The 18,430-nt window shown below is 50.2% G+C and carries 29 protein-coding genes; 9 read left to right on the forward strand and 20 right to left on the reverse strand.

Annotation, left to right across the window (positions count from 1 at the left end; genetic code table 11):
- Positions 1-12: 12 nt before the first annotated feature.
- From rpsE to rplC, 17 genes are all read right to left on the reverse strand, one after another.
- Entirely contained in the window at positions 13-534 is a 522-nt protein-coding gene (rpsE, locus tag H6G46_RS13035; RefSeq protein WP_010871963.1) for a 30S ribosomal protein S5, read from the reverse strand.
- 39 nt (positions 535-573) lie between these two features.
- Positions 574-936: a 50S ribosomal protein L18 gene (rplR, locus tag H6G46_RS13040; RefSeq protein WP_010871964.1), complete on the reverse strand. Its 363-nt coding sequence runs from the start codon at positions 934-936 to the stop codon at positions 574-576.
- 3 nt (positions 937-939) lie between these two features.
- Positions 940-1,479 carry a 50S ribosomal protein L6 gene (gene rplF, locus H6G46_RS13045; protein ID WP_010871965.1) on the reverse strand — a complete coding sequence of 180 codons (540 nt, stop codon included), beginning with the start codon at positions 1,477-1,479 and terminating at the stop codon, positions 940-942.
- Between the two features lie 59 nt (positions 1,480-1,538).
- Entirely contained in the window at positions 1,539-1,940 is a 402-nt protein-coding gene (gene rpsH, locus H6G46_RS13050) for a 30S ribosomal protein S8 (RefSeq protein WP_010871966.1), read from the reverse strand.
- Between the two features lie 91 nt (positions 1,941-2,031).
- The gene (rplE, locus tag H6G46_RS13055) at positions 2,032-2,574 is read right to left on the reverse strand and encodes a 50S ribosomal protein L5 (RefSeq protein ID WP_014407080.1); all 543 of its coding nucleotides are present in this window, start codon (positions 2,572-2,574) and stop codon (positions 2,032-2,034) included.
- Between the two features lie 106 nt (positions 2,575-2,680).
- The gene (rplX, locus tag H6G46_RS13060; protein WP_010871968.1) at positions 2,681-3,028 is read right to left on the reverse strand and encodes a 50S ribosomal protein L24; all 348 of its coding nucleotides are present in this window, start codon (positions 3,026-3,028) and stop codon (positions 2,681-2,683) included.
- Entirely contained in the window at positions 3,029-3,397 is a 369-nt protein-coding gene (gene rplN / locus H6G46_RS13065) for a 50S ribosomal protein L14 (protein WP_010871969.1), read from the reverse strand.
- A gap of 23 nt (positions 3,398-3,420) precedes the next feature.
- Positions 3,421-3,666, reverse strand: coding sequence for a 30S ribosomal protein S17 (rpsQ, locus tag H6G46_RS13070; RefSeq protein ID WP_010871970.1), 246 nt, complete (start codon positions 3,664-3,666; stop codon positions 3,421-3,423).
- 7 nt (positions 3,667-3,673) lie between these two features.
- Positions 3,674-3,895, reverse strand: a complete 222-nt coding sequence (gene rpmC, locus H6G46_RS13075) for a 50S ribosomal protein L29 (RefSeq protein WP_010871971.1) — start codon at positions 3,893-3,895, stop codon at positions 3,674-3,676.
- Between the two features lie 2 nt (positions 3,896-3,897).
- Complete coding sequence (gene rplP, locus H6G46_RS13080; RefSeq protein ID WP_010871972.1) at positions 3,898-4,317, reverse strand: 50S ribosomal protein L16; 420 nt, start codon at positions 4,315-4,317, stop codon at positions 3,898-3,900.
- Positions 4,318-4,357: 40 nt separating this feature from the next.
- Positions 4,358-5,080, reverse strand: coding sequence for a 30S ribosomal protein S3 (rpsC, locus tag H6G46_RS13085; protein ID WP_010871973.1), 723 nt, complete (start codon positions 5,078-5,080; stop codon positions 4,358-4,360).
- Between the two features lie 29 nt (positions 5,081-5,109).
- Positions 5,110-5,475 carry a 50S ribosomal protein L22 gene (rplV, locus tag H6G46_RS13090; RefSeq protein WP_010871974.1) on the reverse strand — a complete coding sequence of 122 codons (366 nt, stop codon included), beginning with the start codon at positions 5,473-5,475 and terminating at the stop codon, positions 5,110-5,112.
- A 15-nt stretch (positions 5,476-5,490) separates the two neighbouring features.
- Positions 5,491-5,769, reverse strand: coding sequence for a 30S ribosomal protein S19 (gene rpsS, locus H6G46_RS13095; protein ID WP_010871975.1), 279 nt, complete (start codon positions 5,767-5,769; stop codon positions 5,491-5,493).
- A gap of 32 nt (positions 5,770-5,801) precedes the next feature.
- The gene (gene rplB / locus H6G46_RS13100; RefSeq protein ID WP_010871976.1) at positions 5,802-6,632 is read right to left on the reverse strand and encodes a 50S ribosomal protein L2; all 831 of its coding nucleotides are present in this window, start codon (positions 6,630-6,632) and stop codon (positions 5,802-5,804) included.
- Between the two features lie 49 nt (positions 6,633-6,681).
- On the reverse strand, positions 6,682-6,987 hold the full coding sequence (locus tag H6G46_RS13105; RefSeq protein ID WP_010871977.1) for a 50S ribosomal protein L23: 306 nt from the start codon (positions 6,985-6,987) through the stop codon (positions 6,682-6,684).
- Complete coding sequence (gene rplD / locus H6G46_RS13110; protein WP_010871978.1) at positions 6,980-7,612, reverse strand: 50S ribosomal protein L4; 633 nt, start codon at positions 7,610-7,612, stop codon at positions 6,980-6,982. The genes H6G46_RS13105 and rplD overlap by 8 nt, the downstream gene beginning before the upstream one ends.
- A gap of 39 nt (positions 7,613-7,651) precedes the next feature.
- Positions 7,652-8,293 carry a 50S ribosomal protein L3 gene (rplC, locus tag H6G46_RS13115; protein ID WP_010871979.1) on the reverse strand — a complete coding sequence of 214 codons (642 nt, stop codon included), beginning with the start codon at positions 8,291-8,293 and terminating at the stop codon, positions 7,652-7,654.
- Positions 8,294-8,784: 491 nt separating this feature from the next.
- Here rplC and H6G46_RS13120 point away from each other — a divergent pair, with 491 nt between their 5' ends.
- Complete coding sequence (locus tag H6G46_RS13120; RefSeq protein WP_010871980.1) at positions 8,785-9,255, forward strand: Dps family protein; 471 nt, start codon at positions 8,785-8,787, stop codon at positions 9,253-9,255.
- 37 nt (positions 9,256-9,292) lie between these two features.
- Here H6G46_RS13120 and H6G46_RS13125 read toward each other — a convergent pair whose 3' ends face one another.
- Positions 9,293-9,901 carry a chorismate lyase gene (locus H6G46_RS13125; RefSeq protein WP_014407082.1) on the reverse strand — a complete coding sequence of 203 codons (609 nt, stop codon included), beginning with the start codon at positions 9,899-9,901 and terminating at the stop codon, positions 9,293-9,295.
- A 6-nt stretch (positions 9,902-9,907) separates the two neighbouring features.
- On the opposite strand from H6G46_RS13125, the gene H6G46_RS13130 reads away from it, so the two are divergent.
- The gene (locus tag H6G46_RS13130; RefSeq protein ID WP_223211344.1) at positions 9,908-11,074 is read left to right on the forward strand and encodes a metallophosphoesterase; all 1,167 of its coding nucleotides are present in this window, start codon (positions 9,908-9,910) and stop codon (positions 11,072-11,074) included.
- 87 nt (positions 11,075-11,161) lie between these two features.
- On the forward strand, positions 11,162-11,554 hold the full coding sequence (locus H6G46_RS13135; RefSeq protein WP_010871983.1) for a DUF1823 family protein: 393 nt from the start codon (positions 11,162-11,164) through the stop codon (positions 11,552-11,554).
- A gap of 91 nt (positions 11,555-11,645) precedes the next feature.
- On the opposite strand, the gene petJ is transcribed toward H6G46_RS13135, so the two are convergent.
- Entirely contained in the window at positions 11,646-12,008 is a 363-nt protein-coding gene (gene petJ, locus H6G46_RS13140; protein WP_010871984.1) for a cytochrome c6 PetJ, read from the reverse strand.
- A gap of 180 nt (positions 12,009-12,188) precedes the next feature.
- Between petJ and H6G46_RS13145 the strand changes: the two genes are divergently transcribed.
- The 6 genes from H6G46_RS13145 to H6G46_RS13170 all read left to right on the forward strand — a co-directional run bounded on the left by H6G46_RS13145 (position 12,189) and on the right by H6G46_RS13170 (position 18,127).
- Positions 12,189-13,490 (forward strand): sugar ABC transporter substrate-binding protein, encoded by a 1,302-nt coding sequence (locus H6G46_RS13145; RefSeq protein ID WP_010871985.1) that lies wholly within the window; start codon positions 12,189-12,191, stop codon positions 13,488-13,490.
- A 263-nt stretch (positions 13,491-13,753) separates the two neighbouring features.
- Positions 13,754-14,647 carry an acetylglutamate kinase gene (gene argB, locus H6G46_RS13150; protein ID WP_010871986.1) on the forward strand — a complete coding sequence of 298 codons (894 nt, stop codon included), beginning with the start codon at positions 13,754-13,756 and terminating at the stop codon, positions 14,645-14,647.
- Positions 14,648-14,774: 127 nt separating this feature from the next.
- Entirely contained in the window at positions 14,775-15,428 is a 654-nt protein-coding gene (locus H6G46_RS13155) for an urease accessory protein UreF (RefSeq protein ID WP_010871987.1), read from the forward strand.
- 155 nt (positions 15,429-15,583) lie between these two features.
- On the forward strand, positions 15,584-16,225 hold the full coding sequence (locus H6G46_RS13160) for a DUF3386 domain-containing protein (protein ID WP_020861538.1): 642 nt from the start codon (positions 15,584-15,586) through the stop codon (positions 16,223-16,225).
- A 59-nt stretch (positions 16,226-16,284) separates the two neighbouring features.
- On the forward strand, positions 16,285-17,265 hold the full coding sequence (locus tag H6G46_RS13165) for an ATP-binding cassette domain-containing protein (RefSeq protein ID WP_010871989.1): 981 nt from the start codon (positions 16,285-16,287) through the stop codon (positions 17,263-17,265).
- A 131-nt stretch (positions 17,266-17,396) separates the two neighbouring features.
- Positions 17,397-18,127, forward strand: a protein-coding gene (locus H6G46_RS13170; RefSeq protein WP_102014004.1) for an IS1 family transposase whose coding sequence is annotated in 2 segments (ribosomal slippage) — positions 17,397-17,727 and positions 17,727-18,127 — 732 coding nt in all. Because the reading frame shifts where the segments join, the coding sequence is not laid out codon by codon here.
- Between the two features lie 22 nt (positions 18,128-18,149).
- On the opposite strand, the gene H6G46_RS13175 is transcribed toward H6G46_RS13170, so the two are convergent.
- On the reverse strand, positions 18,150-18,430 hold a 281-nt coding region (locus tag H6G46_RS13175; RefSeq protein WP_190759865.1), incomplete at its 5' end, for a transposase.

Genomic DNA, 18,430 nt, shown 5'->3' on the forward strand with positions numbered 1-18,430 from the left:
GGGGCCTTCAGCTTAGGTGTAAAGATGCTCGACAGAAACTCCCCGTTCTTCTGCTACTTCCGAAAAAGTACGCAGGGTTTCCAAGGCGTTGATGGCAGCCCGGGCATTGTTGAGGGGATTGTTGGAGCCTAGTTGTTTGGCTAGGATATTCTTAACTCCGGCTAGCTCTAGCACAGTACGAACAGCGCCACCGGCAATTACCCCAGTACCAGGGGCAGCGGGGCGAACCACCACTTTGGCTCCTCCAGAAACTCCATTGGTGATATGGGTAATGGAATTGGATTTGGTCAAGGGCACTTCAATTAGTTGTTTTTTGCCATCGGCTACCCCTTTACGGACAGCTCCGATTACGTCCCCAGCTTTACCCACTCCCACGCCAACCTGGCCGGTTTCGTTACCGACCACCACGATCGCCCGGAAGCTGAGTTTTTTTCCGCCTTTGACCACTTTACTGACCCGGCGGATTTGGATAACCCGTTCTTGCCAGTTGGTGTCTTCTTTTTTTTCTCGGCTGGTTTTACGACGCTTTGCCATAGTAATTTCCTTGGATGTTAATGGGTTTGGTTAACGTTGTTAGAAATTGAGACCGGCTTCCCTGGCCGCCTCCGCCAGAGCTTTTACCCGTCCGTGATACAACTTACCACCCCGGTCAAAAACTACTTGGTTAATGCCTTTGGCGATCGCCCGTTGGGCCACCAACTTACCCACTTCCGCCGAAGCTTCCTGGGTGGCGGTGGAACTAAGGGACTTTTTCAGATCTGGATCGAGGGTAGAGGCCGCCGCAAGGGTATGCTGGGCCACATCATCGATGACCTGGGCATAGATGTGGTCATTGGAGCGAAAAACCGCCAAACGGGGCCGTTCGCTGGTACCGGATAAATGGCGACGCAGACGACGGTGACGACGTTGGGTAGCAGATTTACGAGTGCTTTTCATAGTTTATTTCTTCCCTGTCTTACCAGCTTTACGACGGACATATTCACCTTGGTAGCGGATGCCTTTACCCTTGTAGGGTTCTGGGGGCCGCACAGCCCGGATTTTGGCCGCTGTATTACCCAAGAGTTCCTTGTCAATGCCGGAGACAATTACCTGGGTGTTATTTTCAACTTTGACTTCAATGCCCTGGGGCATGGTCATTTCCACCGGCTTACTGTAGCCGACGTTGAGGGTTAACTTATTGCCCTGGGCTTGGGCCCTATAGCCAACCCCTTGGATTTCCAAACGGCGTTCAAAACCCTGGGCCACCCCATCCACCATGTTGGCGACGAGGGTGCGGACTAGGCCGTGGCGTTCCCGGGCAGTGCGGGACTCATCCTGACGGGTGACGGTGATGGTTTCCCCTTCTTGGGCCACAATTACCTTTTCTGGTAACTGTCTTTCCAAGGACCCTTTAGGGCCTTTAACACTCAGGTGACTGCCTTGGATATCTACGCTGACCTTCGCAGGGAGGGGAATGGGGCGTTTTCCGATACGGGACATAGGATTAATTCTGTAAAGTTAAGTTTAATTAGTAATGCAATAGTAGTCTTCGACCGGGACTACCAAATGTAACAAAGGATTTCGCCCCCAATACCTTGGCGACGGGCTTCCCTGTCGGTCATGATGCCGTGGGAAGTGGAAACAATGGCGATACCAATGCCGCCCAACACCCGAGGAATCTTTTTGGAAGGGGAGTAAACCCGCAAACCAGGCTTACTGACCCGTTGGAGGGTATTGATCAAAGGTTGACGAGTTTTGCCCTTGTACTTGAGGGTAAGCACTAACATTTTGTTAATACCTTCGCCGGTTTCAGAGTAGTCCTCAATGAACCCTTCGCTTTTGAGCACTTTGGCAATGCTCAGGGTCATTTTGGTGGTGGGCACCTGGGTAGTGCTATGTCTCACCGCACAGGCATTGCGGATGCGGGTGAGCATGTCGGAAATTGTGTCTGTTGAAGCCATTATTCCTGCTGGTAGATTCTCCTAAGGGATGATGATTCAGGTGGATTGATGGAGACTTATTGCTGACCAATCACCCTGAGCCGCGACTAAATTAACTTCTAAAGGGCATGCCCAGAGCTTTGAGCAATGCACGACCTTCTTCGTCGGTTTGGGCGCTGGTGATGATGGAAACGTCCATACCCCGGATTTGATCGATGGTGTCGTAGTCAATTTCGGGGAAAATTAATTGTTCGCGAATACCTAAGCTGTAGTTACCCCGGCCATCAAAGCTGTTGGGGCTAATACCCCGGAAGTCCCGAATGCGAGGCAGAGCCAAGTTGATTAAGCGATCCAAAAAGGCATACATCCGCTCGGAACGGAGGGTAACCATTACCCCCACCGGCATACCTTCCCGGATTTTAAAACCGGCGATCGCCTTGCGAGCCCTGGTCACCACCGGTTTTTGCCCCGTAATGGTGGCTAATTCAGTCAGGGAAGACTCCAAAGCCTTGGCATTTTGGGAAGCTTCCCCCAGTCCCCGGTTAACTGTCACCTTAGTCAACTTGGGCACTTGGTGAATATTTTTATAACCAAACTCTTCCTGGAGCTTAGGAAGAATGGTTTCTTGGTAAAGGGTCTTAAGTCGTTGAGTCATGGTATTTACAGGGTCTCTGGGCTTGGTCAGAGAGTAGATGGACGAAGGGAACTCGAGCACATCGGGTTAGGGTCTAGCATTGCTTGCGGGGCAAAGGTGATAGCCATTAATCGATGATTTCGCCTGTTTTTTTCAGCATCCGCACTTTACGGCCATCGTCGGTGACGGTGTAGCAAATGCGACTGGCAATTTTTTCCTTGGTGGAATAGAGCATTACCTTGGAGCTATGGATGGGAGCTTCATAGCTACTGATTTGCCCAGATTCCCCTTCCTGACGAGGTTTAACGTGCTTAGTGCGGATATTCACTCCTTTGACCACCACCTGACTGTGGCTGGGAATGGTACGCAAAACTTCTCCCACTTTGCCCTTATCCTTGCCGGAAATTACCTGGATGGTGTCGCCTTTTTTGACGTGCATTTTCACCCGGTGGGGGGCTGGTTTGGTTTTAGTCATCTAGAGCACCTCCGGAGCCAAAGAAACAATCTTGGTAAAGTTTTTATCCCGCAGTTCCCGGGCCACGGGGCCAAATACCCTGGTACCCCGGGGATTACCTTCAGCGTTGATAATCACAGCGGCATTGTCATCAAAACGGATACTCATGCCACTGGCCCGGCGTAGGGGCTGTTTGGTTCTGACAATTACCGCCCGCACCACGTCGGACTTTTTGATGGGCATATTAGGGAGAGCATCTTTCACCACGGCAATAATTTGGTCGCCAATGCCACCATAGGTGCAGTTGCCCGTGCCCAGAACCCGCAGACACATGAGCTTACGAGCACCACTGTTGTCCGCGACGTTGAGATAGGTTTGTTGTTGAATCACGGCGTTTTCCTAAAAAAATCGGACTAGGATGAATGGCTCATAATGTTGATTACTTGCCAGCGTTTGGTTTTACTCAGAGGGCGGGTTTCTTGGATGCGAACCTTGTCCCCTTCTTGGCACTGGTTTTCTTCGTCGTGAGCTTTAAATTTCTTGGTTTTGACGACAATCTTGCCGTACTTGGGGTGGGGAGAACGGCTTTCCACAGCAACAACCACGGTTTTATCCATTTTGTTACTGACCACAATGCCCACACGTTCTTTAATCGCCATGGTGTTTTTATGCCTCCTCAGAAGGGCTATTCTCAAGTTGTCGTTCCCGTTCCACCGTTAAGAGTTGAGCCAAGCGATGGCGGGCATGTTTAAATTCATGGGGGTTTTCGGGACGACGGGTAGCCTGTTGGAACCGGAGTTGGAACAATCTTTGCTTGGTGGCTAAGATTTCAGTGGCCAATTCTTCGTCGCCGAGTTTCCTTGCGTCTGCAATGTTGGGAAGAGCCATGGTTAAATATAGTCCTCCTGACGGCTAATAAATTTTGTTTTAATCGGTAATTTCTGGGCGGCGAGGCGCATGGCTTCCCGGGCCACTTCCTCAGAGACTCCAGCTAGTTCAAACATGACGCGGCCGGGCTTAACTACCGCTACCCAATATTCTGGGGAACCTTTACCGGAACCCATCCGGGTTTCAGCGGGACGCATGGTGACTGGCTTATCGGGGAAAATACGAATCCAAATTTTCCCACCCCGACGGATGTAACGGGTCATGGCTCGACGGGCGGCTTCAATTTGGCGGGAGGTGATCCAACAGGGTTCGGTGGCCTGGAGGGCGTAATCACCGAAGTTGAGGGTGCTGCCCCGCTCCGCTAGACCCCGCATCCTGCCCCGTTGCTGTTTGCGGAATTTTGTTCTTCTAGGACTTAACATAGTGTGTTAACGAATAGGCGTTAATGAATGGCGATAGCGTTTAACCGTCCTGGGAACGGTCATCGAACTGTTGCCGACGGGATTTGCGACGGGGTTGGCTGGGGGGAGCAACGATGGCGGCTTCCTGGCCAGGGATGACTTCCCCTTTAAAAATCCAGACCTTAATCCCTAAAATGCCGTAGGTGGTCAGGGCGGTGCGGTAGGCATAATCAATGTCTGCCCGCAGGGTATGGAGAGGCACCCGGCCTTCCCGAACCCATTCCGTCCGGGCAATTTCTGCCCCATTTAGGCGACCGCTAACTTGTATTTTGATACCCTTAACTTCGGCCCTTTCTGCCCTTTGCAATGCTTGGCGCACCACCCGGCGGAAGGAAACCCGACGTTCTAACTGTTGACCGATGTACTCGGCCATTAGAGCCGCATCCGCATCAGCATTGGGGACTTCGATGACATTGACTCGAATCTGACGGGCTGAACCCAGCAGTTTTTGCAAGCCTTCCCGTAGTTGTTCAATACCAGAGCCGCCTCGACCGACAACTACCCCGGGGCGAGCGGTGTGAATACCCAACTCAATCTGTTCAGCTTTACGCTCAATGCGGATATCGGAAATACCGGCATTGTTGAGGGTTTTCTCAATATATTGGCGAATTTTGTGGTCTTCCTGTAAAAGCTCCGGATAGCGCTTGGGGTCGGCATACCAACAGGATTTGTGGTCCTTAGTGATGCCGAGGCGGAAGCCAACTGGATGTATTTTTTGTCCCATGTTTTGTATGCGTGACGTGAACAGCGATGTTAGTTATCTGCCAAGGCCGGGGCAACGGCGACGGTAATGTGGCAAGTGGGCTTGCGAATCTGGTAGGCACGACCCTGGGCCCGGGGGCGAAAACGGCGCAAGCTGGGGCCTCCATCGGCAAAGGCTTGGCTAACAACTAGGTCCGCTGGTTCCAAACCTTCGTTATGCTCAGCGTTGGCCACGGCGGAGCGCAGTACTTTCAGCACCGGCTCACAGGCTTTGTAAGGCATAAATTCCAGAATGATCAGAGCTTCCCGGTAGGAACGACCCCGAATTTGATCTAGTACCCGGCGCACCTTAAGGGGAGACATCCGCACGTAACGGGCGATCGCCTTGACCTCGGCCGTCGTATCAAGTTTTGTCATACTGCTTACCTCTGGTTACTTACGCGCTTTTTTATCGCTTTTAGAATGACTGCGGAAGGTGCGAGTCGGCGCAAATTCCCCCAACTTATGGCCCACCATTTGCTCGGAAACAAACACAGGCACATGCTGACGACCGTTGTGGACGGCAATGGTATGACCCACCATTTGGGGAAGAATTGTCGAAGCCCGGGACCAGGTTTTAACCACCTGCTTATCCCCCTTGTCATTGAGCTTGTCAATTTTGCGGAGCAGGGAAGCAGCCACAAAAGGACCTTTTTTCAGTGAACGACCCATAGTTCAGTTCCAACGAATAAAAACAAAAATAGTTATTTGGTGCGACGGCGGACAATCAGAGCGCTACTGCGTTTCTTCTTGTTGCGGGTCTTGGCACCCAAAGCTGGTTTACCCCAGGGAGACACAGGCCCGGAACGACCGATGGGGGCCCGGCCTTCACCACCACCATGGGGGTGATCACAGGGGTTCATCACACTACCCCGGACATGGGGACGACGACCTAAGTGACGCTTACGACCGGCTTTTCCTAGCTTAAGGTTACGGAATTCGGCATTACTAACTCGACCCAGGGTAGCCACACACTCTTTACGAACCATACGCACTTCCTTGGACGGCAGTTTGATGGTCACGTAATCTCCTTCCTTAGCCACCACCTGGGCAAAAGCTCCAGCAGAACGCACCATTTGGCCGCCCCGCCCTGCTACCAATTCCACGTTGTGTATTTCACTACCAAGGGGAATGCGGCTCAGGGGTAAGGTGTTGCCAATTTCAAAGGGGGCTTCTTCCCCAGCAATAACGGTCATGCCTACCTGTAATCCAGCGGGAGCAAGAATATAACGCTTTTCCCCGTCGGTGTAGAACAGCAGGGCAATGCGGGCATTGCGGTTGGGATCGTATTCGATCGCCGCTACCCGGGCCGGAATATTTTGCTTGTTACGTTTGAAGTCGATAATCCGGTAGAGCTTTTTATGGCCGCCCCCCCGGTGACGACTGGTGATCACCCCACGGTTGTTGCGACCTTTTTGGTCATGGCGGTTAGTGGTTAATGACTTCTCCGGCTTACTCTTGGTAATTTCAGTGAAATCGGAGACACTTGCCTGCCGAGTTCCTGGGGTCATTGGCCGATAATTACGAATACCCATGGGTTTAGATAACAGTTAATTCAGTATTCAGTGGTGGTCTAAACGTGACTTACACGTCAGGGAAGAGTTGGATGCTGTCCCCTTCCTTGAGGGTGACAACGGCCCGCTTCACTTGAGCTTTGAAACCCATGAAACGACCAACCCGTTTCTTTCTGCGGGGCATACGGGCAGTATTTACCCCTGTTACTTTGACGTCAAACAAAAGTTCGATCGCCGCTTTGATTTCCGGTTTGGTGGCTTCAGGGCGCACATCAAAGACGTATTTGTTGTCTTCGAGTTGTAGCGTGGCCTTTTCCGTCACAATCGGTTTAATAATTAAGTCCGCCAAACGACGCTGATCAATTACCTTACTCACCGTAAACCTCCTGGATTTTCTCGAGGGCAGTGGCGGTGGCCACAATGGTGTCTGCAACGAGAACGTCGTAGATATTGAGGTTATCTGCCCGTAAAATTTTCAAATAGGGAATGTTGCGCCCAGAAAGAAAGACATTTTCTGGAATTTCATCAAGGATCAACAACACCCGTTTTTCTGGTTTGGCACCCCAGCGAGTCAAGGCCGTGGCCAACTCCTTGGTTTTAGGTTGGCTGAATTGATCACCAAAGGCTTCCACCACCACCATGTTGTCGGCTCGGGAGGCGATCGCCGTTCTCAGGGCCAAACGACGTTCCTTGCGGTTCATTTTTTGGCTGTAATCTCGAGGCTTAGGCCCAAAGATCACACCACCACCCCGCCAGAGGGGAGAACGAATCGAACCAGCCCGGGCCCGCCCCGTACCCTTTTGTTTCCAGGGTTTGCGACCCCCCCCCCGGACTTCAGCCCGGGTTTTAGCGGAGGCGTTGCCTTGGCGGGCATTATTTTGTTGCCGCACCAGGGCCCGGTGGACAATGTGGGCCGCATTTTCTTCCTTAGCAACCCTTAGGGTCAGAGAAGCATTGCCCACTTCTTCCCCCTGCCAGTTTTTTACAATACAATCAACCATAATTTTGTTCCTTCAGCAGTGACGGATAAAAAAGGCAACTTAGCCCCGACCAACGGTTTTCGCAGGGGTGATGTTCAACAAAGTGCCGGGTTTACCAGGTAAAGCCCCTTTGATGATCAGCAAGTTCCGCTCCGCATCCACCCGCACCACTGTCAAGCGACGGACGGTAACCTGGGAAGCCCCATACTGTCCGGCCATTCTTTTACCGGGATAGACCCGACCGGGGGTAGTACCAGCTCCCGTAGAACCGGGCAGACGGTGGTTTTTGGAACCGTGGGTCATGTTACCCCGACGGAAATTATGGCGTTTTTGGTAGCCAGCAAAACCCCGACCCATACTTTGACCGGCTACATCGACTAGGTCTCCAGCTTGGAAAATGTCCGCTGTGACTGCATCCCCGGGTTGCAGGTTAGGAGCGTCCGTCAAACGGTACTCCTTCAAATGACGCATAGGATCAGTGTTCGACTTCTTCAAATGTCCCAACTCAGGCTTGGACAGCGCCTTTTCTTTAACAGGCAAAAAACCGACTTGGATAGCGTTATAGCCGTCGGTGTCCTGGGTTTTCACCTGGGTTACGGGACAGGGACCCGCTTGCACCACCGTCACAGGGATGGAAATGCCGCTTTCTTGATCAAATATCTGGGTCATGCCCAGCTTTGTTCCTAAAATACCGATAGACACGGTAACCCTCTACCTAAATAAAAGTGTAAATAAACAAGCAGAAAGGCTCCCCGGACATAAAGCGACGACCAGCGGCAATAACCTTTGGTCAACAGCTTCATAGCCAGTGAATAACTAATTCAGTTACGTCGATGGAGCGTTTCAATCAAGCTTTGCTTGAGAGACCACCTTCGGCCCTAGCGGTAGGGAGAGTTAGTCCTACATAGGCACAAAAGGGGGATGACCGCAATTCCTGATCAGACTTAAAAGCCTAAGCATTCAGTATCCGCAGGGGGTCGTAAAAAATAGCAGTGGAACGTTTTGATATTATTTCTATCTAATATCCAGTTTTGACCGCGATTAATCATCATAGCCCTAAAGGGAATCCCCGTCAAATTAATTTTCTTCCTAGGCCATGCCCCAACCTTACAAGAACAAGCATTCTTTCGTTGACGCGCAAATTTCGTTAAAATGGTACTGTGTTAAATTTTGTTAAACGGAGATAATCCAGTATGGCTACGATTAATATCGGCATTCCTGAAGCGGACCGCATCAAAATTGCAGAGTCCTTGAAAAAACTGTTAGCCGATACCTACACCCTTTATCTACAAACCCACAACTTCCACTGGAACGTTACCGGCCCCCAATTCCGCGACCTCCATCTCATGTTTGAAGAACAGTACAATGAGTTGGCCCTGGCGGTGGATGACATTGCTGAGCGTATCCGCAGTTTGGATGTTTTTGCCCCCGGTACCTATAAGGAGTTCGCTAAACTGAGTTCGGTGCAAGAAGTGGACGGCATTCCCACCAGCAAAGAAATGGTCGATATTTTGACCAAGGGGCACGAAACCATTGTCCAGTCCTGTCGGGATGTGCTCAAATGCTCTCAGCCTGCCGATGATGAGTCCACCATCGCTTTGGCTTCGGACCGGATGCGGGTCCATGAAAAAACGGCTTGGATGTTGCGGGCCATGAATAAATAGGCTTTAGCTTTAGTCCTACCTACTCCTGGCTGGAGCTTTACTCAAATTTTGGCCTAGGCAATTCGCCTAGGTAGCGGGATAGGTAGGGGGAAAAAATTTCGTAAATTAGGGTTAGGGGTTTACGGTCATGCCAGAAAAGGTAATGACGGCCCCAAAAAGGCCCTTCTTGGCCAAAAGCCTTAGCTAGGGTCCGATTATGGCCGCAGTATATGGCTTGGATATCCCGATACAGCTCGGTGTGCAACCGGGAAAGGCTGTCCCAAATGGGTAAACTACGATTTTGCAAATACTCGTCCACATGGCTAGCATCCCACCAGGAAACCGCATAGGCCAGTCTTTGGCCAGACTTGGTCCTTAGCCATACCTGTCGCCGCAGGTGGGGGCCGGGCACCGTGTTAATTTGGGGGGGAGCGCCGTCGTCCCTGGGGCTCACTGGAGCCATGTCAATCACATCCACCTCTGTCTTTTCCCCGGTGAGTAGTTGCAGGTGCCTGGTGGGGGAACCATCCCCGAGGATGAGGATCTGCCATGGAGGGGGCAGGACGCTGTGGGGTAGACCATGCCTAACGTCGTGTTGATCCCCCTGCCAGAGTAGGTCCAGTGAATGCCAAGCAAGGGAAGGGGAAACGGCCGGAGAAAGCTTCAAGGGGAAATGCCTGTGCGTTACAAAACTTTACATTTTCGTGACTTTTCTGATGATAACAAACTCAAGCTACGGCGGTGGGCTTTCTGGGCTATGGCGATCGCCGTTTTTGTTGGGATCATTAGCGGGTCATGGTTAACTTCCCCAGGGGGATCGGTGGGGCTTGGGCAGACACTTCCACCCCGGAAGGATTTACGCATAGCAGTGATCAGTGACCTTAACAGTGCCTATGGTTCCACCAGTTATGAGCCGGAGGTACACAAGGCGTTGGAGCTAATTCCCAGTATGAAACCGGATCTTGTCCTCTGTAGTGGAGACATGGTGGCGGGGCAGAGTCCTAAATTAACCAATGCCCAAATTCAAGCCATGTGGGAAGCCTTTGACCGGGGGGTGGCCCATCCTTTACGACGGGCTGGAATTCCCTTTGGTTTTACGATGGGGAACCACGATGCTTCCGGTGCTCTGGATCAAAATCGTCGTTTTCGGTTTCAAAATGAACGGGATTTGGCGGCCCGTTATTGGCGCAACCCGGCCCATGATCCAGGCATAACTTTCCTGGATAAAAGTGATTTCCCCTTTTATTACACCTTCACTCAGAATGGTGTTTTTTTTCTGGTCTGGGACGGGTCAACTCATCTTATACCTGCGGAAAAATTGGCTTGGGTAGAAAAAGCTTTGGCCAGTGCTCCGGCTCGGCAAGCTAAGTTACGACTGGCGATCGGTCATTTGCCTCTCTATGGTGTGGCGGAAGGTCGCAATAAGCCGGGGGAGGTGATGGCCAACGCTGAGCAGTTAAGGGCCTTGTTGGAAAAGTATAATGTTCATACCTATGTCAGCGGGCACCAACACGCTTACTATCCTGGTCGGCGAGGAAATTTGGAATTGCTCCACACGGGCCTATTGGGGGCGGGCCCCAGAGCTTTAATTGGTCAAGAACGGCGATCGCCAAAGACGTTAACCATTTTGGATTTCACGTTCGATCAACCGGGGCAGGTGCAATACACCACCTACGACATGAAGAATTTGGCTACTGTGAGACTGGAATCTTTACCCCGGTTTCTGTTGGGCCATAATGGTCGGGTAATCCGTCGCGACCTGAGGCAAGGGAATTTAACCCCAGCGGAACAGCAGGCCTGCATAAAAAATTTAGGTTCTGCCCTATGCAATACAAAGTGAGAAATGGAGCCCTAGGTATGGTGACCAATGGCTAGTTAAAACTACCATGGGGGTTTGTCCTCAGACTTGCCAATTTTGCGTCAGACCATGGCTGAAGTTATCCCCAACAATCTTCCTCCCCTCACTAAAGACACTTTCTGGGCCATCATTAACCAGGAAATCAGTGATGAGGTAGTCAACGCTCTACTTGCTTACTATCTTGGTTATCGATTTGATGGCGATCGCCAAAAATGGGAACTGGGAGAAGTGGAGTCAAGCTGGGCCCAGGAATATCCGGTCCCCCCCAATTTCATCGAAAACCGTCCCCCCACAGTGAAGTTGACCCGTTCTATTCCGCCGGAAAATAAACAATTGCTCAAGGAACAGTTGGGCTTTACGGGCTACAAAATTGGTGAGTTTACTCCCCGCCACACCCGCCGCGCCACAGCGGTCAATTGGCTACTTAGTTACATGGCCACACATAATCTGCTCTTGCACTGACAAATGCATCGACAAAGAAATGGGCCAGGGAAACTCACTCAACTCCCCAGCCCCAGATTCTCCCTGATCAAACCATTGAAAACCAGGATATCTACCAGCCCTTTTCCGCTTGATCAAGCACGTAGGCCGCCACATCTTCCATGTCGCTGTCACTGATGCGACCCTTAAAGCCAGGCATAGCGCCATTACCATTGGTGATCTGGGCCACAATTGCCGCCACGGAATTTTTACCATTGGCTTCCAAGTCTGCCATTTTTAAGGTTTTGCTGGGGTTGATGGCATTAAGGCCCCCATTATGACAAGCGGCACAGTTACCGGCAAAGATAGCTTTACCATGGGCTAGGTCAGCGGCTAGGGCGGTGTTACCCAGGGAAAAAATCCCCCCCAGGAAAATTAGACAGGGGAGGGCAATGCCAAAAAAAATTCGGCTAGCTTGGTTGAATAATTTAAACATTAGTTCTCCTTTCAAGGATAAAGTCTTCAAGACGCGAAGGTATTATGGGAGGCGGTCCAGGCAAAGTCAAAAGACAATCTGTCAAAGTTGCGGTCAAGCTAAAATTGGCTAGGTTTGTGAAGTGGCCATGGCAATGCAATTCCTGAACCACTGTTTTTTATTCTTTCCCCAGCTTTTACGATGGTTTCATGGTGCCGATGGCGATCGCCAAGACGTTGGTTTTTGTTTGCGTGTCTTGGGCTGTTGCTCAGTGGATTAATCAGTTGCCAGAGCAATTCCCCCCAGAGCATGGAGGGGAAAGTCAGCTTTTGGACTATGCAATTGCAGCCAAAATTTAATAAGTATTTTGACGACTTGATTAGTACTTTTGAGCGGAACAATCCGCCGGAGCAGGTGAGTTGGGTAGATATTCCTTGGAATGCCATGGAGAGTAAAATCCTCAGTGCCGTCTCGGCCAACACAGCCCCCGATGTGGTCAACCTAAACCCCACCTTTTCCTCTTTATTGGCTAGTAAAAATGCCTGGCTGAATTTGGAAGAGGAGGTGAGCGCAGAAGTTAAGGCTCGCTATCTGCCCAGTATTTGGCAAGCTAACAGCTTAGGCAACGGTGAAGTATTCGGTTTTCCCTGGTATCTCACCACCCGCATTACCATCTATAACCAGGATTTATTGCAACAGGCTGGATTATCTACCCCGCCAGCAACCTTTGCCGAATTGGCGGTGGCGGCTAGGGAAATTAAGGCGAAAACCGGTAAATATGGCTTTTTTGTCACGTTTTCCCCTTCTGATTCCGCCGAAGCCCTAGAAAGCCTGGTACAAATGGGGGTACAGTTGGTGGACAGTGATGGCCGGGCCACTTTTAACAGTCCCGCCGGCAAAGTGGCTTTTCAGTATTGGGTTGATTTGTATCAACAAGGATTACTGCCACCGGAAGTGCTCACTGAAGGCCATCGTCGAGCGGGGGACCTTTATCAGTCCGGGGCGATCGCCTTTTTATCGGCAGGGCCAGAGCTATTGGCTAGTTTGGAGAAAAATGCCCCCAGCATTGCTAAAGTTTCCGCCGCCGCGCCCCAAATTGTGGGGGAAACCGGCAAAAGAAATGTGGCTGTAATGAATCTAGTCATTCCTCGGAGTACCAAAAACCCCACTGGAGCAATTAAATTTGCTGAATTTGTGACCAATACGGACAACCAATTTGCCTTCATCAAAGAAGCCAACGTTTTGCCCTCCACCATTGGCGCTGTTGACAAATATCGACAGGAGTTGGCACAAATCAGCAACGCCAGTTCCTTGGAAAATGCTCGTCGGGTAGCATTGGAACAATTGCCCACCGCAGAGGTGTTAATTCCTCCCATGGCCAACCTTAACCAACTCAAGCGTATCATCTACGAAAATCTTGGAGCGGCGATGGTGGGCAACAAAACAGTAGACCAGGCCCTACAGGATGCGGAACAAGTCTGGAATGACAATTTGAAAGGCTAGACAAAGGCGGTCACAGTCAAGTCTTCCACATAGCCCAGCCGTTGTCTTTATCTACTTTATCTAACCCTTCCGCCCGTAGAGATGGGCAGAAATAAGCACAACTTGCAGCGGACCCATTGCCAGGGGCATTACTGAGAATCTTGCCACAATCAAGGCAACTGTTAGCCCTGAACAGTTTTGACGTTGCCTTTAGCATTTAAACTGACAGGCAGTTTTGCTCCCCGGAGCTAAAACCCATCTCGACCATTCACCTAGCGATCGCCATGAGCAGTACCCAAGATTATATCGGCGAGGAAGCCGCCACCAGAGTCAAAATCCTCAGTGAAGCTTTGCCCTACATCCAACACTTTGCTGGCCGCACCGTGGTGGTCAAATATGGAGGGGCTGCCATGAAAGACAGCAACCTCAAAGACAAGGTAATCCGGGACATTGTCTTTATGGCCTCCGTTGGCATTCGCCCGGTGGTAGTCCATGGCGGAGGGCCAGAAATTAACACCTGGCTAGATAAGGTGGGCATCGAACCCCAATTTAAAGATGGGTTACGGGTCACCGATGCGGCCACCATGGATATTGTGGAAATGGTACTGGTGGGTAGAGTCAACAAAGAATTGGTCAATTTAATTAACCAAGCCGGAGGAAAAGCCGTGGGACTTTGTGGCAAAGACGGCCAACTGATGACCGCCCGCACCATGACTAATAAAGATGTTGGTTTTGTGGGGGAGGTGAGCTCCGTTGATGCCCGGGTGGTGGAAACCTTGGTGAAAAGCGGTTATATTCCCGTCATTTCCAGTGTGGCGGCGGATGAATTTGGCCAAGCTCACAATATCAATGCCGACACCTGTGCTGGGGAGTTGGCCGCAGCCCTAGGGGCAGAAAAACTAATTCTCCTCACTGACACCAGGGGCATTTTGCGGGATTATAAAGACCCCTCCACCCTAATTCACAAGTTAGATATTCAACAGGCGCGGGAATTGATTGGCTCCGGCATAGTGGCGGGGGGCATGATTCCCAAGGTTACCTGTTGTGTGCGTTCCCTAGCCCAGGGAGTAAGGGCGGCCCATATTCTGGATGGCCGTTTGCCCCATGCTCTGTTGTTGGAGGTATTCACCGATCTGGGCATTGGTTCGATGATTGTGGCTTCGGGCTATGATCTCTGAGGTGGCCAAGATTTTTTCACCCCCTTGAACAATGGATTAAGCAATCATTTTGGACGATAATCTTTTACCTTTGCTCTCAGGTTCTGCCCAGTTAAAACTTTTGCAATTGGTCAGCCCGACCCTGCCGGTGGGAGCCTACAACTATTCCGAAGGCTTAGAATGGTTGATAGAACGGGGAAATATTACTAATGCTGATACCTTAGGAGCGTGGATTACCCAGGAGTTATGCCGGGGGTCCATTACGGTGGACACAGCCATTATGGTTCGAGCCCATCGGCTTGCCGGCCAAATGCCCAAGACTGATATTTTACCCAGCCCCACTCTCAAACATTTATCCTATTGGAATCAATGGTTAACAGCCACTAGGGAAAGTCGGGAATTAAGAGAGCAAAGCTTGCAAATGGGAGGTTCCCTGCGAAAACTGTTGTTGGATTTAGAGCCTACTGTGCAATCTTGGTTTGAGCCAATTCCCCCCACGGAACCCTGTAACTACGCGATCGCCTTTGGATTAGGGGCGGCTTTTTGGGGCATTGATCTCCATCAAAGTGGGTTGGGCTATCTCCACAGTTGGGCTAATAACCTAATTTCGGCGGGGTTAAGACTGATTCCGTTGGGGCAAACCGCAGGTCAAAAATTGTTATTGCATTTAACACCCACCATTTTGCATCAATGGCAGCAAATTTTATTGCTGGGGGATGATGATTTGTACAGTTGTAGTTGGGGGTTAGCCCTAGCCAGCATGGGCCATGAAAGTCAATACACTAGATTATTCCGGAGTTAGCTATGGATAAGTAGTAGACAAATAATTGTCTATGCAAAGCATTGTGAGATTACATGGGGAGTTATAGCCAATTAGACCTAGATATATCCCTTTGCACAAAGTACCGGCTCCTATGTAATGCTGGTGATAGCCTAATTAGTCTATTACCTCATCCTATGACTGCTACTGTTACAGCCCAAGAAGCCTTCCGAGCCGCCTATGAAAACCGCTACACCTGGGACGAAAATTTTCCCGGTTATCGGGCCCATCTCACCGTCACCCAAGGGGATGAACGCTACGAAGGGGAAGTGGAGGTGAAGGCGGACTACACTGTCACCGTGACTGGTTTTAGTGACGAGACGGTACAGGAAAGCGTTTATAACCAAATGCGGGACATTGTTACCCACCGCAAACAAGGGAATTTTGAAAAGTCCCACGGCAAAAATGAGTTTAGCTTTGGGGAAACCGATGCTTCCGGGGCGATCGCCATTGATGTGAAGGGAGATGCCATGGGGTCGAACTATAAAATCCGGGGCACGGAAATTTGTCAGGTCAGTCGGGTGATGGGGCCGGTGGCTTTCACCATCAACACCGAAGAAAGTTTGGATACTGGTTCCGGCTACATTGCCATCAAATATAATGCCATTTTTAAAGACCCTAAAACTGATACCCTCAAAGGCAAACGGGACTTCACCGAAACCTATGGGGAATTGGGGGGCTATTACCTACCCACTCAACAAACCGTAGAGGCGATCGCCGCTGGGGGAGAAAAAATCTTCACCGATTTTAGCTTCACTAATCTAGAACTTTTGGCATAGGTGACGACGTTTTGTCTAGCTTAGTAACTCCATTGGGATCAACTTCTGCCCCCACCATTGTGGTGGAAAATTTGAGCAAGGTTTATCCCATTGCCCTCAAATCCCCTGGTCTGAAGGGAACATTGCAACATTTTTGGCAGAGACGTTACCGCCAAATTTTGGCAGTGCAAGATATCTCCTTTACCATTCCCCCTGGGGCGATGGTGGGCTTCCTCGGTGCCAATGGAGCCGGCAAAACCACCACATTGAAGATGCTCACGGGGCTAATTAAACCCTCGGGGGGAAAAGTGCGGGTGGCGGGCTTTGATCCCTTCCGTCGGCAGACAGCTTTTTTAAGGCGCACTAGTTTAGTAATGGGGCAAAAACAACAGTTAATCTGGGATTTGCCCACCCTGGATTCCCTGCGCATCAATGGGGCGATTTACGAAATTCCCGACCAAGTCTTTGAACAACGGCTGGGAGAATTGAGCGAAATGCTCGATTTAACCACAGAATTAAAACAACCGGTGCGTAAACTTTCCCTGGGGCAAAGGATGAAGGCGGAATTGTTAGCCGCTCTGCTCCACCACCCCACCGTTTTATTTTTGGATGAACCCACCTTGGGACTGGATGTTAATGCCCAAGTGGCGGTGCGGCGGTTTTTGCAGGAGTACAATCGGCGTTACCAAGCCACAGTGTTATTGACTAGTCATTACATGGCAGATATCACCACCCTTTGTGAGCGAGTGCTATTGATTCACCAAGGACAGTTGATGTATGACGGTGATCTGGAAGCTCTGGTGGAACGATTTTCCCCTTACCGACAAGTGGCGGTGGAATTATCTGCCCCCATACCTTTGGAAAAATTACAGCTCTATGGCGAAGTGGAGAGTGTGGAGGGTCTACTGGTGCGCTTTTTGCTAAAACGGGAAAGCCTCACCACGGCGATCGCCAAACTGTTAGCGGAGTTGCCAGTATCGGATTTAAGCGTATCTGACCCCCCCATTGAAGAAATCATTGGCCGTCTATTTTCCCAGGGCAATTTGGATAATAAACTTTGATCGGTGTTAGAGAGAGTTACACAATTTCTCGGACTATTCCAAGTGGGGAGGAAAATTAGAGACCGGAGAGAGCTTCAAATAGATAATGATATGGCATGATAGAAAATATTGGGTAATGAGATTTTGCAAAGATGTCTACACACTGTCACTGTCCTCAATGTGGTCATGGGAATGTTGTCAAAAATGGCTTTGTCAAGGATAAGCAACGATTCAAGTGTAAGAGTTGCCAATATCAATTCACCAATCTCTCCAAGGAAAGAGGTAAACCTCTCTGGATGAAACTAGAAGCGGTCTTACTGTACATGAGTGGTATGTCAATGAATGCCACAGCAAAACTCTTGGGAGTTTCCACTCAGTCAGTGCTCAACTGGATTAGGGATTTTGGCGAAGCAAACTACGAGAAACCGGCTCCAGACTCAGCAATCGTAGTGGAATTAGACGAACTGTGGCATTTTCTCCAGGCAAAAAAAACAAGTTATGGCTCTGGAAAGCATATGACCGTGTTACTGGGAGACTCATCGACTGGGAACTGGGAAATCGTGATAGTCAAACCCTAAGTCGTTTGCTAGAGAGACTGGCAAAGTGGAAAGTGACAGTGTACTGCACCGATGACTGGAGGCCCTATCAACAACTGCTGGATGAACATCCCGATGCGTTTCATGGGATTAGCAAAAGAGAAACAGTAGGAATTGAGAGAAACAACTCAGATAACCGCCATTGGTTTGCTAGATTTCATCGCCGCATGAAAGTTGTCTCCAGGTCAGCCCACATGATTGATATCACCATGGCAATATTTGCCAAATTCAGGGTCAATGGTAACACAGAACCACTGCGGGACTGGCGCCTCTCATTACTCTCTTGAAACTCTCAACCATAGAGCCCATTTATAAAGTGGTAGAAGTAGCAGAAAGACGACGCAACATAATGCGAGTCATCACGGCATAAATAGCCGCTTCGCTCATTTCTGGTAGATGCTCATAATCCTTACTCAAACGACGATACCAGTTCAACCAACCGAACGTCCTCTCGACAATCCATCTTTTTGGTAAGACCTCAAAAGACTTCCCTGAACGACTAATCACCTGGACTTTGGCTTGAATTAAGAGCCAGATGGCTAACCCAAAGGTATCACCTCGATAACCCTGGTCTACTAACATGCTCTTGA

The organism is Synechocystis sp. FACHB-908 (assembly GCF_014698595.1).
Taxonomy (GTDB): Bacteria; Cyanobacteriota; Cyanobacteriia; order Cyanobacteriales; family Microcystaceae; genus Synechocystis.

What these genes read in the sequence shown, in the direction of transcription:
- rplB (WP_010871976.1), bottom strand. Translation starts at nt 6,632, where the DNA reads ATGGGTATTCGTAATTATCGGCCAATGACCCCAGGAACTCGGCAGGCA.
- rpsE (WP_010871963.1), bottom strand. Translation starts at nt 534, where the DNA reads ATGGCAAAGCGTCGTAAAACCAGCCGAGAAAAAAAAGAAGACACCAAC.
- H6G46_RS13130 (WP_223211344.1), top strand. Translation starts at nt 9,908, where the DNA reads ATGCCTGTGCGTTACAAAACTTTACATTTTCGTGACTTTTCTGATGAT.
- rplR (WP_010871964.1), bottom strand. Translation starts at nt 936, where the DNA reads ATGAAAAGCACTCGTAAATCTGCTACCCAACGTCGTCACCGTCGTCTG.
- H6G46_RS13160 (WP_020861538.1), top strand. Translation starts at nt 15,584, where the DNA reads ATGACTGCTACTGTTACAGCCCAAGAAGCCTTCCGAGCCGCCTATGAA.
- H6G46_RS13135 (WP_010871983.1), top strand. Translation starts at nt 11,162, where the DNA reads ATGGCTGAAGTTATCCCCAACAATCTTCCTCCCCTCACTAAAGACACT.
- rpsS (WP_010871975.1), bottom strand. Translation starts at nt 5,769, where the DNA reads ATGGGTCGTTCACTGAAAAAAGGTCCTTTTGTGGCTGCTTCCCTGCTC.
- rplV (WP_010871974.1), bottom strand. Translation starts at nt 5,475, where the DNA reads ATGACAAAACTTGATACGACGGCCGAGGTCAAGGCGATCGCCCGTTAC.
- rpsH (WP_010871966.1), bottom strand. Translation starts at nt 1,940, where the DNA reads ATGGCTTCAACAGACACAATTTCCGACATGCTCACCCGCATCCGCAAT.
- petJ (WP_010871984.1), bottom strand. Translation starts at nt 12,008, where the DNA reads ATGTTTAAATTATTCAACCAAGCTAGCCGAATTTTTTTTGGCATTGCC.
- argB (WP_010871986.1), top strand. Translation starts at nt 13,754, where the DNA reads ATGAGCAGTACCCAAGATTATATCGGCGAGGAAGCCGCCACCAGAGTC.
- rpsC (WP_010871973.1), bottom strand. Translation starts at nt 5,080, where the DNA reads ATGGGACAAAAAATACATCCAGTTGGCTTCCGCCTCGGCATCACTAAG.
- rplP (WP_010871972.1), bottom strand. Translation starts at nt 4,317, where the DNA reads ATGTTAAGTCCTAGAAGAACAAAATTCCGCAAACAGCAACGGGGCAGG.
- rpsQ (WP_010871970.1), bottom strand. Translation starts at nt 3,666, where the DNA reads ATGGCGATTAAAGAACGTGTGGGCATTGTGGTCAGTAACAAAATGGAT.
- H6G46_RS13145 (WP_010871985.1), top strand. Translation starts at nt 12,189, where the DNA reads ATGGTTTCATGGTGCCGATGGCGATCGCCAAGACGTTGGTTTTTGTTT.
- rplF (WP_010871965.1), bottom strand. Translation starts at nt 1,479, where the DNA reads ATGTCCCGTATCGGAAAACGCCCCATTCCCCTCCCTGCGAAGGTCAGC.
- rpmC (WP_010871971.1), bottom strand. Translation starts at nt 3,895, where the DNA reads ATGGCTCTTCCCAACATTGCAGACGCAAGGAAACTCGGCGACGAAGAA.
- rplE (WP_014407080.1), bottom strand. Translation starts at nt 2,574, where the DNA reads ATGACTCAACGACTTAAGACCCTTTACCAAGAAACCATTCTTCCTAAG.
- H6G46_RS13120 (WP_010871980.1), top strand. Translation starts at nt 8,785, where the DNA reads ATGGCTACGATTAATATCGGCATTCCTGAAGCGGACCGCATCAAAATT.
- rplX (WP_010871968.1), bottom strand. Translation starts at nt 3,028, where the DNA reads ATGACTAAAACCAAACCAGCCCCCCACCGGGTGAAAATGCACGTCAAA.
- rplD (WP_010871978.1), bottom strand. Translation starts at nt 7,612, where the DNA reads ATGGTTGATTGTATTGTAAAAAACTGGCAGGGGGAAGAAGTGGGCAAT.